This window comes from Bacillus sp. JJ664, from assembly GCF_036962205.1.
In the GTDB taxonomy this organism is placed as follows: Bacteria; Bacillota; Bacilli; order Bacillales; family Bacillaceae_G; genus Gottfriedia.
Window position 1 is genome coordinate 47,582 of record NZ_JBALMS010000045.1, and the last position, 15,116, is coordinate 62,697.

The window sequence follows — 15,116 nt, forward strand, 5'->3', positions numbered from 1 at the left end:
GTCGTTTTCTGTGGTTTAGTTATAGGATAGTGTTAGTTAATAATATAGGAAAATGAGTTATTCAAGTACAAGGAGTGGAATAGTAATGGAAGAAAAAATTTATGACGTTATAATCATTGGTGCAGGACCAGCGGGGATGACTGCTGCGGTTTACACATCTCGTGCAAATCTGTCTACTTTAATGATGGAACGTGGAGTACCAGGTGGCCAAATGGCTAATACAGAAGAAATTGAAAACTATCCTGGTTTCGATAGTATTTTAGGACCGGATTTATCAAACAAAATGTTTGATCATGCGAAAAAATTTGGTGCTGAATATGCATATGGTGATATAAAAGAAATAGTTGATGGTAAAGAATATAAAACAGTTATTGCTGGTAAAAAAGAATATAAAGCGCGCGCGATTATTATTACAACAGGTGCAGAATATAAGAAAATCGGTGTTCCTGGTGAGCAAGAGCTTGGCGGTCGCGGAGTATCTTACTGTGCTGTTTGTGATGGCGCGTTCTTTAGAGATAAAGAATTAGTAGTAATTGGTGGAGGCGATTCAGCAGTTGAAGAAGGCGTTTACTTAACTCGTTTTGCTTCAAAAGTGACAATTGTACATCGTCGTGATGAACTACGTGCACAAAAAATCCTTCAAGATCGTGCGTTTGCAAATGAAAAAATTTCATTCATTTGGAATACAACATTAAAGCAAATCAACGGAACAGATGGCAAAGTTAGTGGTGTTACTTTAGTAAATACACAAAACGGTGAAGAATCTGATTTTAAAACAGATGGAGTATTTATTTATATTGGAATGCTACCACTTACAAAACCATTTGTTAACTTAGGCATTACAAATGAAAATGGTTATATTGAAACAAATGATGTAATGGAAACAAAAGTTCCTGGAATTTTTGCTGCAGGTGATGTACGTGAAAAAACATTACGTCAAGTTGTAACAGCTACTGGTGATGGAAGTATTGCAGCTCAAGCAGTTCAACATTATATTGAAGAATTAAAAGAAGAGTTAACGAAAACAAACTAATTCCAACAATCAGCTTACAATTTTTACCGAATGGTAGAAACGTTAAAGTGTAAATGGAATTGTAATATTCTGAAATTTATATGTAATTAGGGTGTAACTTTCTTGCAATATAAATACTGTAATATAGATAACAACCAGAGAGCCCCCTAATATATATGGAACATGGATATGCGCTTGTCCATGTTCCCTTTTTTTGTTTATCGATAATATAGCCTAAATTAAATCCTAGATTAGAACATAATAATATGTTTTAACTAGGATTTTCGTATGCCATACTCCTTTCAGTATTTCAAGTGATCATTCATGGTTACGAGTTGTTGTTGTAGGTGTTTAAAGGTATAATATAGATTGGGCAGTTGCAACTAACTGTAAGAAGATTGTAAGTGAGGTATAGAAAATGCAAAGAGTTACACATTGTGTTTTGTTAAAAGAAAATAACATCCTCCTGTTACAAAAGCCTAGAAGAAACTGGTGGGTTGCTCCTGGCGGAAAGATGGAGCCAGGTGAAAATATTCGAGAAGCAGTTGTTCGCGAATATCGAGAGGAAACCGGTGTCTATTTAAAAAACCCAAAATTAAAAGGTGTTTTCACAATTATTATAGAAGAAAATGAAAAAGTAGTTAATGAATGGATGATGTTTTCATTTTTAGCTACAGAATTTGATGGTGAAAACCAAGATGAATGTGAAGAAGGGATTCTTCGTTGGCATTCAATTGATGATGTGAAAAACCTTCAAATGGCTGAAGGAGATTATCATATTATTGACTATCTACTAAAAGGTACTGAAATTCTACATGGTACATTTGTATATACACCAGATTTTGAACTATTACGATATCGATTAAATCCAAGTTAATGAATAAATCTTAGAAAGGGTGGAATTAGAGTGGCTACAAGATCGCATGTAAACATGGTCATTATTACCGGGATGTCCGGTGCTGGTAAAACAGTCGTTGTGCAAGCATTAGAAGATATAGGATATTTCTGTGTTGATAATCTTCCGCCAGCATTACTTCCTAAGTTTGTAGAATTATTGAAAGATCCAGATCATCATACAACAGATAAAGTTGCGCTTGTAATGGATCTTCGTGGACGAGAGTTTTTTGATCAATTAGGCAGTTCATTAGATCAGTTAATGACAACTCCTTCAATCATCCCGCAAATATTATTTTTAGATGCTACAGATTCTGCATTAGTTACAAGATATAAAGAAACTCGTCGTTCGCATCCATTATCACCAACTGGATCTCCATTAAAAGGGATTGAGATGGAACGAGCTTTATTGGCTCAAGTGAAGGGGCGCGCGCAGTTAATATATGATACGTCAGATTTAAAGCCTAAAGCTTTAAGAGAAAAGATTATTAAGCAATTCCGTCAGAATGAACAAGAAGGTTTTTCAGTAAATATTGAGTCATTTGGTTTTAAATATGGCATTCCAATTGATGCTGATTTAGTATTCGACGTTCGTTTCTTACCAAATCCCTTTTACATTGAATCGATGAGACCTTTGACTGGCCTTGATAAAGAGGTTTCCTCATACGTACTGAAATTTAACGAGACAACTGAATTTATGTTGAAATTAATTGATTTAGTTAGTTTCATGTTACCTCAATATAAAAGAGAAGGTAAAAGACAATTAATCATAGCGATTGGTTGTACAGGCGGTCAACACCGATCAGTTACATTAGCAGAATACTTAGCCGACTACTTTAAAGACCAATATGATACAAACGTTAGTCATCGTGATGTTGAGAAAAGGAGCCATAAATAATGCCGAGCGAACAATCAAAAATCGTCATTATTGGAGGCGGCACGGGCCTATCTGTTTTAGTACGAGGTTTAAAAAAACATCCAGTTGATATAACGGCAATTGTGACAGTAGCTGATGATGGTGGAAGTTCAGGACGTTTACGAGATGAACTGAAAATCCCGCCTCCAGGAGATGTTCGTAATGTACTGGCAGCGTTGTCAGACGTGGAACCAATGCTAGAAGAATTATTCCAACATCGTTTTACAACAACAGGAGATTTATCTGGACATTCACTTGGGAATTTAATGTTAAGTGCAATGACAGATATTACTGGGGATTTTTATCGTGCAATTATAGAGATGAGAAAAGTTTTAAATGTTAGAGGTAAGGTAATTCCGGCTGCTAATCAGAGCGTTGTTTTAAAAGCAGAGCTTGAAGATGGAACAATTGTTTCAGGCGAGTCGAAGATACCTTATTCTGGTAAGAAGATTGAAAAAGTCTTTCTATCTCCTAGTAATGTAGAACCGATAAACGAGGCAATTGTTGAAATAGAGAAGGCTGATTTAATTGTTATAGGGCCGGGTAGTTTATATACAAGTATTCTACCTAATTTATTAGTATCTGACATTGGTAAGGCTGTTATGTCTGCTAAAGCAAAAAAAGTATATGTATGTAATGTAATGACGCAGGCTGGCGAAACATTACATTATAGTGCGAGTGATCATGTAAAAGCATTAAATCATCACATGGATTCAAGCTTTATTGACACGATTATCGTGAATGAAGGGAAAATCCCAAATAATATTTTAAAACGATATAACGAGGAATTATCACAACAAGTATTGTTTGATTTAGATCAACTGAATGAATTAAACCTTGAAGTTGTTACGAAGCCAATTATTAAATATGATAATAACGTCATTCGACATGACACCGTAAAACTGGCGGAAATTTTATGTGACTTAATTCCAACTAAAGTTAAAGTTAAAAAGGGTAAAATGAAATAAATTTTTAAAATGTGTTAAAAGGAGGGGGTGATTCAAATGTCCTTTGCATCCGAGACAAAGAAAGAATTAACAACAATTGAAATTAAGGATTGCTGCTCTAAATCTGAATTATCTTCATTAATTCGAATGAATGGTTCTTTATCAATTGCAAATCGCCAATTTATTGTAGATGTTGTTACTGAAAACGCTGCGATTGCCAGAAGAATTTATGTATTAATAAAACGTGTTTACGATGTGGACGTTGAATTGCTCGTTCGTAAAAAGATGCGTTTAAAAAAGAATAATGTGTACATCGTTCGCATTAAAGAAGAAGCAAAACACATTTTAAATGACCTATATATTACGGGTGAAGGGTTTACATTTACGAATGAAATTGCGAAAGAATTAATTGAAAAGAAGTGTTGTAAACGCTCATATTTAAGAGGGGCATTTTTAGCTGGAGGATCGGTAAATAATCCAGAGACATCTTCTTATCACTTAGAAATTTTTTCATTATACAAAGAACACACAGAAGCAATTTGTCGTTTGATGAATGAATTTGGTTTAAATGCAAAGACTTTAGAACGTCGAAAAGGCTATATTACTTATTTAAAGGAAGCAGAAAAAATTACTGAGTTTTTAAATATTGTTGGTGCTCACTCGGCTTTATTACGATTTGAAGATATCCGTATTGTGAGAGATATGAGAAACAGTGTTAATCGTCTAGTTAATTGTGAAACTGCGAACTTAAATAAAACAATTAGTGCTGCATTCCGCCAAATTGAAAATATTAAATATATTCAGAGCTCAGTTGGTTTAGATATTTTACCTCCTAAATTACGTGAGATTGCAGAACTACGTGTAGAGTACGAGGATGTAACCTTAAAAGAATTAGGTGAAATGGTATCGAGCGGATCAATTAGTAAATCAGGAATAAATCATCGACTAAGAAAAATAGATGAAATTGCTGATAAACTTCGAGCTGGAGAGCCGATAAAAATTAAATAAATAGAACAGGGAGGAACGTATTTTGTTAGAAAAAAGAGGGAAAGTATTACTGGAAACTGGCATTCAAGCCCGTCCAGCAGCACAATTTGTACAAATCGCAACAAGATTTCGTTCAGAAGTTTTGTTAGCATATAAAGGTAAGCAAGTTAACGTAAAAAGTATCATGGGCGTAATGAGTTTAGCTGTACCATTTGGCGAAGAAGTTGTCATTACTGTAACTGGCGACGACGAGGTCGAAGCAATGCAAGAAGTGCTTAAGTTTATTGGTGAAGAAATATAATGTAAAAGGACATTCATTTTAATGGAATGTCCTTTTGGTTTGTAGACAAAGTAAATACAAAGAGATTCAGACTGATTGAAAACGCTTGTCTTTCGAGGCGTAAAGCCGGATGAGGAGTGGAGTTACCTTTGACGGTAATGAGCACCGCAAGTAGGTGAAGCAACGAAGAAAGCGAGCGTTTGTCAACAGTCTGGAAGGACATTCATTTTAATGGAATGTCCTTTTTAGTTTTATAGAACCGTAGGGGAATTGTATAAACATCTTTGTTAATAGCTACAATTATGAAAATAGGTATGTAATTTAATTGAACCAGGAGGATAAAATTTTTTCTTGTAGAAGAATTTTAATGTAGCTAATTCAATTCAATAATTTACAAGCAATTCCAAAAAGGAAAGGAGAGCTTTTCACTATGTACGAACCAAAAACGAAAGAAACGAATAATAGTGTCATTGAGTTTATTGAAGATGTTGAAAATCCTAAAAAACGTGAAGATGCATATAAGTTATTAGATCTATTTACAGAAGTAACAGGTTATGAAGCAAAGATGTGGGGACCAAGTATTATTGGATTTGGTGCATATCATTATAAATATAAAACGGGCCACGAAGGTGATGCGCCATTAGTTGCCTTTTCACCACGTAAAGCGAAAGTTAGCTTATATTTTGCGCCGGATGATCCACATCGAGTGGCTTTATTAAAGAATTTTGGTAAACATACAACTGGGAAATCTTGTGTGTACATAAACAAATTAGCTGATGTTGATGTAAATGTCTTGAGGTCTTTAATTGAGAATACGGTAAAGTTTATGAAGGAAAGCTATCCGGACCAACAGTAGTAGGGGCATCATACTTATTTAGTACACAACTCTTTTTTATATACAATGTAATGATTTTGAAGAAGGAGTGTTGAAATGAGTGAATTAAAAGTAATCGAAACCTTCAAAAACGCCCTTCAAAACTATTCCCTGGAGCAACTAAGATATAAATCAGCAGATGGGGTATGGTCTATTTGTCAAATGTACGACCATTTAATTCTTGTAGCACTCGAGTACCTTGAAAATGTGGAAGCATGTGCAGTATCAAAGGAAGAACAAAAGCTCGGGAAATCAGAGTTTGGTGGGAACTTGTTTAAGAATGGAGGATTTCCTCCAATTAAAATCAGATTACCAGACGAGTTAAATGCTCCACCAAATAATTCTGATTGCAACGAAGTCCTTTTGACTCGGCTAGAACAAGTAGAGAAAAAGATGCAATATTGGCAGTCTACAGTAGATCAAATAAATCCAAATTACAAGGTTAAACATGGTGGTTTCGGATGGCTCAATGCGAGGGAATGGTTTGATTTGGTCGACATGCATTTCCGTCATCATCTACGTCAGAAATCAGAATTAGAAGATAGAATTGCATTCTTAAGAACCTAAACAGAAATCCTCCAAACTGTTCATTGGAGGATTCTTGTTTATAGATTGTTATTTTGTTGTTTAATTTCCTCACCAGCTAAAATGATATTGGCCGTTTCAATGGTTCGATGTTCATTTACAGACTCGCCTGGTTCAAGATTGTTTAAATCCGCAGTGATCTTTAGTTCCTCCTCAAGATGAAGGGGCTTCTTTTTTTTGTCCATTCTGTTTAGACCTCCAAATTAAATCGAAATGTAAGAGACAATTCTCTAACGTTAGTCTTAACGAATTCTTGAGCTTCATTCAAGTTTTATAGAAAGTGGAAAGTGACATGATGGAAGAATAGAAAGGAAATAAAAAAACTAGCCGATAAAAATCGACTAGTTTCTATTCTGATTACTTAATTGTTGCAGTGCTAGAAATTACTTTATCAATTAAACCGTACTCTAACGCACGTTCAGATGTCATGAAGTTATCACGTTCTGTGTCACGCTCAATTGTTTCCAAAGGTTGACCAGTACGCTCTGCAAGAATACCGTTTAACTTATCACGTAAGAATAAGATACGTTTTGCAGCAATTTCAATTTCTGTTGCTTGACCTTGAGCTCCACCTAATGGTTGGTGAATCATTACTTCCGCATTTGGAAGGGCAAATCGTTTACCTTTTTCACCAGCAGCCAATAAGAATGCACCCATTGAAGCAGCCATACCAATACAGATAGTAGAAACTTGTGGCTTAATAAAATTCATTGTGTCATAAATAGCCATACCAGCAGTAATACTTCCACCAGGACTATTTATGTAAAGTGAAATATCTTTGTCTGGATCTTCAGCAGCTAAGAATAAAAGCTGAGAGACAATCGAGTTAGCTACGTTATCATCTATTGCACTACCTAACATGATGATACGGTCTTTTAACAGACGAGAGTAAATATCATACGCACGCTCACCACGACTTGTTTGTTCAATAACTGTAGGAATTAAATTCATTTTTTCTCCTCCTTCTTAGAAACAAAAGATTGATTAATTCAATAATACCTTTAAGGTCAGAAAAGGTCAAATAAAAGAGATGCTACATTCAGTGTATTCTTTCGACTAAAAAATATTAACGACTTAAAAAAATATTCATTAAGTAATACTTCAACATCATTAACGACTTTTCCTATTTTTAAACGAAAGATTATGTAGTTTTTCTTATGATTAATTTATATTCTAAAGATACGTTAACTTGAGGTTTGTTTTCTAGTTTGTCATAGATACATTTAAATGCATTTTCTGCCTGTTGTTTGATTGGATTATGTATTGAAGTAATGTCTAAAACTCTGGACATTAAGTGATTATCAAAACCAACAACAGCTAAATCACCAGGTATATTCATTCCTTTTCTTTTTGCCTCGGAGACAATACCAGCTGCTACGAAGTCATTTGCACAAATGATGGCATCAGGTCTATCCTTTAATTTACATAATTGATTTAATACTTCTTCGCCATCGGCAGCAGAATACACTTCAGTAAAGGTATACTCATTCCTAATTGGCATTTTATTGAGCTTTAATAGATCGTTATAGGCTTGAATTCTTCTTATAGTATTCAATCCATTCATTCTTCCAAAGGCATTCCCAATTTTCCGATAACCCTTTTGAATTAAATATTCTAGTGCCATGTAATAACCGATATATTGGTCTAAATAAACAGAAGGGACAAAGTTTGAATCAACTCTTTCTAACGCAACAATCGGTCCATATTTACAATATCGTTCAATGTCACTCCATTCTGAAGCCCTAACAGTAATAACCAAAGCATCTATCTCTTTTCTCCGTAAAGCCTCTAACGCTTCTATTTCACCTGTTTTTTCATAACTTGTATTATAAGTAATTGTTTTAAAACCATGTTCGTTTGCAATGGAAATAAAACTATTGATGTATGGTAAGCTGAGCTCATTAATCTCAGGGGTGATGATCCCGATTAAAAAGTTTCTTCCTCTTTTTAATTTAACTGCATTTAAATTCGGTACGTAATCAAATTGTTCAATTACTTTTAAGACTCTTTTTTTCGTTTCTTCGTTCACGTGAGGATGGTTGTTTAATACACGAGAAACTGTGCTTGGTGATACGTTTGATATTTTGGCAATCTCTTTTATATTCAACATACGCTTTATCTCCTAGCATGAATTACTTCTATTATTACTACATTATCATAAAAGCGGTTACGACTCTTGTTTGAAAATTTTATATTTTTATTTGAAAAGGTATTGACCTGAAATGCATTTCAGAAATTATGATATCGGTGTAAGCAGAATATAAAAATAAGAATCTAGTAGGAGGACATTAAGTATGAGTACTAATCAAACGAGCTTCCCAGAGGGTTTTCTTTGGGGTGGAGCAACTGCAGCTAATCAACTAGAGGGAGCATTTAATGAAGGAGGAAAGGGTTTATCAATTTTTGATATGGTTGTTTTTGTACCAAAAGAAGAGCGAGATCCAACTGGTCATTCGATGGATATAACAAATGAACAACAATTAGAAGAAGTATTAGCAGGAAAAGCAGGGGACAATTTCCCAAAACGTCGTGGAATTGATTTCTACCATCGATATAAAGAAGATATTGCACTATTTGCAGAAATGGGTTTCAAAACATTTCGAATGTCTATTTCTTGGCCACGTATTTTTCCACAGGGAGATGAAATGGAACCAAATGAAGAAGGTCTTGAATTTTATGACAAAGTATTCGATGAGTTATTGAAATATGATATTGAACCATTGGTTACATTATCTCACTATGAAATGCCTCTGTATTTAGTACAAAATTATAATGGGTGGGCAGATCGAAGAGTAGTAGATTATTTTGTGCATTATGCTGAAACAGTTTTTAATCGTTATAAAGATAAAGTCAAATTTTGGTTAACGTTTAATGAAATCAATATATCTACGCTTAGTCCATACATAGGCAGTGGAATCATCATTGATCGTGTTGAAAATAAAGAGCAAACAATTTATCAAGCATTACACCATCAATTTGTAGCAAGTGCAAGAGCGGTTAAGGCATGTCATGAAATAATTCCAGACGGACAAATTGGTTGTATGTTAGCACGAATGGAGACTTATCCTGAAACATGCAATCCAGATGATGTGTTAGAAGCGCTTAAAGAAGACCAAATGAATCTATTCTTTACGGATGTACAAGTACGAGGTTATTATCCAAGTTTTATGAAACGTTATTTTGATGAAAACGATATTACTATTGATATATTACCAGGAGATGAAGAAATCTTATTACAACATACAGTGGATTTCTTATCATTTAGTTATTACATGACAATGGTTTCAAGTGGGGCACCTGGAAAAATGAAGGAAAAGGGTAACTTCTTTAGTGGTATTAAAAATCCTTATTTAAAAGCATCAGACTGGGGGTGGCAAATTGATCCAAAAGGATTACGTATATCATTAAAGAAAATGTATGATCGTTATCAAGTACCTTTATTTATTGTAGAAAATGGACTTGGAGCATACGATACTGTAGAAGATGATGGGTCAATTAATGACTTTTATCGTATAGAGTATTTACGGGCGCATATTGAGGAAATAAAAGAAGCGATTAACGATGGAGTAGACGTAATTGGATATACCAGTTGGGGATGTATCGACCTGATTAGTGCAGGTACTTCTGAAATGTCCAAACGTTACGGTTTCATCTATGTTGACCAAGATGATGAAGGTAACGGAACATTAGAAAGACGTAAGAAAAAGAGCTTTGATTGGTACAAAAAAGTAATTGCGACAAATGGTGAAGATTTATAATTCGATAGGAATTTGGCGTGAAAAATAAATTTATCAGAAAATACAAATTTTTCATATTGAAAGCGTTGACGAAGCTTATTTTATATGGTAATTTTGTTTTAAATAAATCTTATTTATTAGGGTTGTTACTGTTCGGCAGGCAAAACCTAAATTATCTTCAGTTTAGGAGCTTCATTCCTTTACGATGGTAATTTAGGTTTTTTTCATTTTCTAATGTGAGGAGGGGCGATATGGAAATTGCGAAGGTATTTAATAATAATGTAATTAGTGTGATCAACGAAAAAAATCAAGAATTAGTTATTATGGGTCGCGGAATTGCTTTTCAAAAGAAAAGAGGAGACCAAGTAAAAGAAGAAAAAATTGAGAAGATATTTACCTTAGAAAACAAAGACGTTTCAGAGAGATTTAAAAAATTATTATACGAAGTTCCAATGGAATATATGAAAGTATCAGAGGAAATTATTCAATTCGCAAAAATGACAATTGGTAAAAAGTTAAATGAAAGTATTTATGTTTCATTAACAGATCATATTTACTTTGCAATTGATCGGAACAAACGTGGTTTGCATATAAAAAATGGATTGCTTTGGGAAACAAAAAGAATTTACAAAGATGAATTTGCGATAGGAAAAGAAGCATTAAAAATGATTGAAAAAAATCTCGGTGTGGCTCTTCCTGAAGATGAAGCTGCTTTTATTGCCCTACACATTATAAATGCCGAACTAAATGAAGAAATGCCCAATATCATCAATATAACAAAAGTAACCCAAGAAATTTTAAACATTGTAAAATATCATTTTAAAATTGATTTTGATGAAGAATCACTATATTACTATCGATTTATCATTCATTTGAAATTCTTTGCACAGAGATTATTTCATGGAACTGTTATGAATAGCGATGATGATTTCTTATATGATTTAGTTAATAGTAAGTATACTGAATCATTCAAATGTGCAGAAAAAATTAAACAGTATATAAAATCAGAGTATAAAAATGATTTAACAAATGAAGAAATGCTGTATTTAACAATTCATATTGAAAGAGTAGCACGTCATCAATAATTTTTTCTTTACCAAAAAAGAAAGGGATTTCTTTTAAACTTAACAATAGAATAAACGATAATAGGATTGTTACTGATTATGCAGGCAAAACCTAAATTACTAAAAATATGAGACCACTGTCTTGTATTTCTAGTAGTTTAGGTTTTTCTTTTTCTTAAAAATAAAGTAAAGAAGGTAGGGGAAGTTAGTGAAATACAACCAATTGGCAAGTGACATTATTGAAAAAGTTGGTGGGAAATCGAATATTAGTAGTGTCACACACTGTATTACAAGATTACGATTCCAATTGAAAGATGATGGTATTGCAAAAACAGATGAGATCAAACGATTAAATGGTGTCATCACCGTTATGCAAAGCGGTGGACAATATCAAGTAGTAATTGGAAATCACGTATCAGATGTATATAACGCAGTACTTGAAGTTGGTAACTTTCATTCTAGCAACAATAAAGAAACGAGTAATGAGAAAAAAGGAAATCTTTTTAATAAGTTCATAGATATTATTTCAGGTGTATTTAGTCCAGTCTTAGGTGTTTTAGCAGCGACAGGAATGATTAAAGGTTTTGCTGCATTTTTCCTTGCTTTAGGTTGGATTACTCAGGAATCAGGCACATATCAAATACTGAATGCGGCCGGAGATTGTTTATTCTATTTCTTCCCTATTTTCCTTGGGTATACAGCAATGAAAAAGTTTGGTGGAAATACGTTTATTGGAATGGCAATTGGTGCAGCTCTCGTTTATCCTGCTTTAACTGGATTAAGTACAGGTAAGCCTTTATATACACTTTTTGTAGGTACAATTTTTGAATCACCAATTCATATTACGTTTTTAGGAATCCCAGTTATTTTAATGAGTTATTCTTCTTCGGTTATACCGATCATCGTAGCTGCATATTTTGCAGTAAAAGTAGAAAAGTTTTTTAAAAATGTTATTCCTGATGTAGTCAAAACATTTTTAGTACCATTTTGTACTGTGTTAGTGATCGTGCCGATAACTTTTATTGTAATTGGTCCAGTATCGACTTGGGCAGGTAGTTTATTAGGCGCAGCAACATTATGGGTTTACAATTTAAGTCCAGTTGTAACAGGAGTATTATTAGGCGGATTCTGGCAAGTGTTTGTTATTTTTGGTCTTCATTGGGGGCTTATTCCAATTGCGATTAATAATATGACAACATCAGGAGCAGATCCTATATTAGCAATGGTATTTGCTGCTTCATTTGCTCAAATCGGTGCAGTTTTAGCAGTTTGGATTAAAACGAAAAACAAAAATATTAAATCATTAAGTATTCCAGCGTTTATCTCAGGAGTTTTTGGCGTAACTGAACCTGCAATCTATGGTGTGACTTTGCCGTTGAAAAAACCATTTATCATGAGCTGTATTGCGGCCGGAATAGGTGGTGGAATTTTAGGGGTTGCAGGCACTCACGGTTATTTATTGGGTGGACTAGGTATCTTTGGTATCCCAAACTTTATTAGTCCAAAAGATGGTATTTCAGAAGGTTTTTGGGGAGCAATCATTTCAATCGTTGTATCATTCGTTATTGGTTTTATCTTAACGTATTTATTTAGCTTTAAAGATGTAAAAGACTTTGATGAAAAAGAAGAAGCAACAACAAATAAATCGTTTCAAACTAACTTAAACAGACAGCAAGAAGTTTTTAGCCCAATTACAGGGAAAATTGTAGAACTAAAAGATGTTACCGATCCTGTATTTAGTAAAGGGGTGATGGGAAAAGGTATTGCCATCGATCCAACTGAAGGAAAAGTTGTTTCTCCAATTAACGGTACAGTTTCAACTATTTTTAAAACAAAACACGCAATTGGATTAATTGATGAAAATGGAGCGGAAGTGTTAATTCACGTTGGCTTAGACACAGTTCAATTAGATGGTAAATATTTTACGGCCCATATTGAAGCTGGGGATAAAGTAAGTGTTGGTGATTTATTATTAGAGTTTGATATAGAACAAATTAAATTAGCAGGTTTTCAAACAATTACTCCTGTCATTCTAACAAATTCAGCAAATTATTTAGATGTCTTTGGTACGGATAAAAAAACTGTATTTGCGAAAGAACGACTAATAACAATTATTGGATAAACCAGAACGGAGGATCAACGAATGGCTACTAAGAATTTAAATAGCTTCCCAGAGAACTTTCTTTGGGGAGGTGCAATAGCTGCTAATCAAGCTGAAGGTGCATATTTAGAAGGTGGAAAAGGATTAACAACAGTCGACTTACTTCCAACTGGTAAGGAGCGCTTTTCACTGATGTTAGGAAATGTAGATTCATTGGAGTTAAAAGATGGGGTTTATTATCCCTCGCATGAAGCAATTGATTTCTACCATCGATTTAAAGAGGATATTGCATTATTTGCAGAAATGGGATTTAAATGTTTACGACTTTCGATTGCATGGGCAAGAATTTTTCCAAATGGAGATGATTTATCTCCAAATGAAGAAGGATTACAATTTTATGATCAAGTCTTCGATGAACTTTTAAAATATAATATTGAACCAGTCGTCACGACTTGTCATTTTGATGTGCCAATTAATCTTGTTGAGAAGTACGGTAGCTGGAAAAATAGAAAAATGATTGAGTTTTATGAGAAATATTCAAGAACAATCTTTGAAAGATATAAAGATAAGGTTAAGTACTGGATGACCTTTAATGAAATTAATATGTTATTACATGCCCCTTTTATTGGAGCTGGAATTGTTATCAAAGAAGGTGAGGATAAAAAGCAGGTTCTTTATCAGGCAGCTCATCACCAGTTAGTAGCAAGCGCATTAGCAGTTAAGGCATGCCATGAGATTATTCCAAATGGACAGATTGGTTGTATGTTAGCTGCTGGCGCAACGTATCCTTATACTTGCCATCCAAATGACATATGGGAAGCAATCGATAAAGACCGCGAATCATATTTCTTCATTGATGTACAATCAAGGGGCGAATACCCTGGCTATGCAAAGAGATACTTTAAAGAAAATAATTTACAAATTAGAATGGAGAAAGATGATGAAGAAATCTTAAAAAATCACACAGTAGATTATATCGGTTTTAGTTATTATGCTAGTCGATGTGCTAGCACTGACCCTGAAGTACTAAGTAAATTAACTGAAGGTAATATATTTGCATCAATAAAAAATCCATATTTAAATGAATCAGAGTGGGGATGGCAAATTGATCCAAAAGGATTACGTGTTACTTGTAATCAACTACATGATCGTTATCAAAAACCATTATTTATCGTCGAAAACGGATTAGGAGCTAATGACGTCTTAAAGGATGGTTCAATAAACGATGACTATCGAATTGAATACTTAAAATCACACTTTATCGAAATGGCAGAAGCCATAGAAGACGGAGTAGACATTCTTGGCTATACAAGTTGGGGACCAATTGACCTAGTTAGTGCGGGAACTGGAGAAATGAAAAAAAGATACGGATATATTTACGTAGATAAAGATAATGAAGGTAACGGCACACTAAACAGAATCAAGAAAAAAAGCTTCTACTGGTATCAAGGTATCATTCAATCAAACGGCGATAATTTATAATTTACAAAATTAAAAGTAGGTGCATATGATCTTTTATCAATGCACCTACTTTTTTGCAGATCAACAAAAGTTTCCAAGCTAAAAAGCGTAAACCGTTGCGGTAAGAAACATCAAACGATATAATTAATCTTAAGGTATTGCTCAGATAAATAATCACCTATATAGTGTAACCCTACTAAGACTGGGGTGACGGTTTTAAAAACAAGAAATTCTTATAACAATATGCGTTCGTAGCTC

At 33.9% G+C, this 15,116-nt stretch carries 15 protein-coding genes; 12 read left to right on the top strand and 3 right to left on the bottom strand.

Annotated features, from left to right (window positions below; all coding sequences use genetic code 11):
- Positions 1 to 85: 85 nt before the first annotated feature.
- From trxB to V7056_RS07910, 8 genes are all read left to right on the top strand, one after another.
- Entirely contained in the window at positions 86 to 1,033 is a 948-nt protein-coding gene (trxB, locus tag V7056_RS07875; RefSeq protein WP_499700830.1) for a thioredoxin-disulfide reductase, read from the top strand.
- Positions 1,034 to 1,430: 397 nt separating this feature from the next.
- Entirely contained in the window at positions 1,431 to 1,889 is a 459-nt protein-coding gene (locus V7056_RS07880; RefSeq protein WP_499700832.1) for an NUDIX hydrolase, read from the top strand.
- A 54-nt stretch (positions 1,890 to 1,943) separates the two neighbouring features.
- Complete coding sequence (rapZ, locus tag V7056_RS07885) at positions 1,944 to 2,804, top strand: RNase adapter RapZ (protein ID WP_499700909.1); 861 nt, start codon at positions 1,944 to 1,946, stop codon at positions 2,802 to 2,804.
- The gene (gene mgfK, locus V7056_RS07890; protein WP_499700834.1) at positions 2,804 to 3,790 is read left to right on the top strand and encodes a gluconeogenesis morphogenetic factor MgfK; all 987 of its coding nucleotides are present in this window, start codon (positions 2,804 to 2,806) and stop codon (positions 3,788 to 3,790) included. The genes rapZ and mgfK overlap by 1 nt, the downstream gene beginning before the upstream one ends.
- A 36-nt stretch (positions 3,791 to 3,826) precedes the next feature.
- Positions 3,827 to 4,777, top strand: coding sequence for a DNA-binding protein WhiA (whiA, locus tag V7056_RS07895; protein ID WP_499700836.1), 951 nt, complete (start codon positions 3,827 to 3,829; stop codon positions 4,775 to 4,777).
- Between the two features lie 22 nt (positions 4,778 to 4,799).
- On the top strand, positions 4,800 to 5,057 hold the full coding sequence (locus tag V7056_RS07900) for an HPr family phosphocarrier protein (RefSeq protein ID WP_499700838.1): 258 nt from the start codon (positions 4,800 to 4,802) through the stop codon (positions 5,055 to 5,057).
- Between the two features lie 409 nt (positions 5,058 to 5,466).
- A complete protein-coding gene (locus V7056_RS07905; protein ID WP_499700839.1) occupies positions 5,467 to 5,892 on the top strand; it encodes a DUF1801 domain-containing protein in 426 nt (141 codons plus the stop codon).
- 75 nt (positions 5,893 to 5,967) lie between these two features.
- On the top strand, positions 5,968 to 6,477 hold the full coding sequence (locus V7056_RS07910; RefSeq protein WP_499700841.1) for a DinB family protein: 510 nt from the start codon (positions 5,968 to 5,970) through the stop codon (positions 6,475 to 6,477).
- Positions 6,478 to 6,515: 38 nt separating this feature from the next.
- On the opposite strand, the gene V7056_RS07915 is transcribed toward V7056_RS07910, so the two are convergent.
- The 3 genes from V7056_RS07915 to V7056_RS07925 form a co-directional block, all read right to left on the bottom strand.
- Complete coding sequence (locus V7056_RS07915; protein ID WP_499700844.1) at positions 6,516 to 6,680, bottom strand: hypothetical protein; 165 nt, start codon at positions 6,678 to 6,680, stop codon at positions 6,516 to 6,518.
- 172 nt (positions 6,681 to 6,852) lie between these two features.
- Positions 6,853 to 7,446, bottom strand: a complete 594-nt coding sequence (gene clpP / locus V7056_RS07920; RefSeq protein WP_088000792.1) for an ATP-dependent Clp endopeptidase proteolytic subunit ClpP — start codon at positions 7,444 to 7,446, stop codon at positions 6,853 to 6,855.
- A gap of 190 nt (positions 7,447 to 7,636) precedes the next feature.
- Complete coding sequence (locus tag V7056_RS07925) at positions 7,637 to 8,605, bottom strand: LacI family DNA-binding transcriptional regulator (protein ID WP_499700846.1); 969 nt, start codon at positions 8,603 to 8,605, stop codon at positions 7,637 to 7,639.
- A 184-nt stretch (positions 8,606 to 8,789) separates the two neighbouring features.
- Between V7056_RS07925 and V7056_RS07930 the strand changes: the two genes are divergently transcribed.
- The 4 genes from V7056_RS07930 (at position 8,790) to ascB (ending at position 14,879) form a co-directional block, all read left to right on the top strand.
- Positions 8,790 to 10,253 carry a glycoside hydrolase family 1 protein gene (locus tag V7056_RS07930; RefSeq protein WP_499700848.1) on the top strand — a complete coding sequence of 488 codons (1,464 nt, stop codon included), beginning with the start codon at positions 8,790 to 8,792 and terminating at the stop codon, positions 10,251 to 10,253.
- Between the two features lie 230 nt (positions 10,254 to 10,483).
- Positions 10,484 to 11,317 (top strand): BglG family transcription antiterminator LicT, encoded by an 834-nt coding sequence (gene licT / locus V7056_RS07935; RefSeq protein ID WP_499700850.1) that lies wholly within the window; start codon positions 10,484 to 10,486, stop codon positions 11,315 to 11,317.
- A 187-nt stretch (positions 11,318 to 11,504) separates the two neighbouring features.
- Positions 11,505 to 13,418, top strand: a complete 1,914-nt coding sequence (locus V7056_RS07940; RefSeq protein ID WP_499700852.1) for a beta-glucoside-specific PTS transporter subunit IIABC — start codon at positions 11,505 to 11,507, stop codon at positions 13,416 to 13,418.
- 21 nt (positions 13,419 to 13,439) lie between these two features.
- Positions 13,440 to 14,879, top strand: a complete 1,440-nt coding sequence (gene ascB, locus V7056_RS07945; protein WP_499700854.1) for a 6-phospho-beta-glucosidase — start codon at positions 13,440 to 13,442, stop codon at positions 14,877 to 14,879.
- The last annotated feature ends 237 nt before the right edge of the window (positions 14,880 to 15,116 follow it).

What these genes read in the sequence shown, in the direction of transcription:
- trxB (WP_499700830.1), top strand. Translation starts at nt 86, where the DNA reads ATGGAAGAAAAAATTTATGACGTTATAATCATTGGTGCAGGACCAGCG.
- V7056_RS07880 (WP_499700832.1), top strand. Translation starts at nt 1,431, where the DNA reads ATGCAAAGAGTTACACATTGTGTTTTGTTAAAAGAAAATAACATCCTC.
- rapZ (WP_499700909.1), top strand. Translation starts at nt 1,944, where the DNA reads ATGGTCATTATTACCGGGATGTCCGGTGCTGGTAAAACAGTCGTTGTG.
- mgfK (WP_499700834.1), top strand. Translation starts at nt 2,804, where the DNA reads ATGCCGAGCGAACAATCAAAAATCGTCATTATTGGAGGCGGCACGGGC.
- whiA (WP_499700836.1), top strand. Translation starts at nt 3,827, where the DNA reads ATGTCCTTTGCATCCGAGACAAAGAAAGAATTAACAACAATTGAAATT.
- V7056_RS07905 (WP_499700839.1), top strand. Translation starts at nt 5,467, where the DNA reads ATGTACGAACCAAAAACGAAAGAAACGAATAATAGTGTCATTGAGTTT.
- V7056_RS07910 (WP_499700841.1), top strand. Translation starts at nt 5,968, where the DNA reads ATGAGTGAATTAAAAGTAATCGAAACCTTCAAAAACGCCCTTCAAAAC.
- V7056_RS07915 (WP_499700844.1), bottom strand. Translation starts at nt 6,680, where the DNA reads ATGGACAAAAAAAAGAAGCCCCTTCATCTTGAGGAGGAACTAAAGATC.
- clpP (WP_088000792.1), bottom strand. Translation starts at nt 7,446, where the DNA reads ATGAATTTAATTCCTACAGTTATTGAACAAACAAGTCGTGGTGAGCGT.
- V7056_RS07925 (WP_499700846.1), bottom strand. Translation starts at nt 8,605, where the DNA reads ATGTTGAATATAAAAGAGATTGCCAAAATATCAAACGTATCACCAAGC.
- V7056_RS07930 (WP_499700848.1), top strand. Translation starts at nt 8,790, where the DNA reads ATGAGTACTAATCAAACGAGCTTCCCAGAGGGTTTTCTTTGGGGTGGA.
- licT (WP_499700850.1), top strand. Translation starts at nt 10,484, where the DNA reads ATGGAAATTGCGAAGGTATTTAATAATAATGTAATTAGTGTGATCAAC.
- ascB (WP_499700854.1), top strand. Translation starts at nt 13,440, where the DNA reads ATGGCTACTAAGAATTTAAATAGCTTCCCAGAGAACTTTCTTTGGGGA.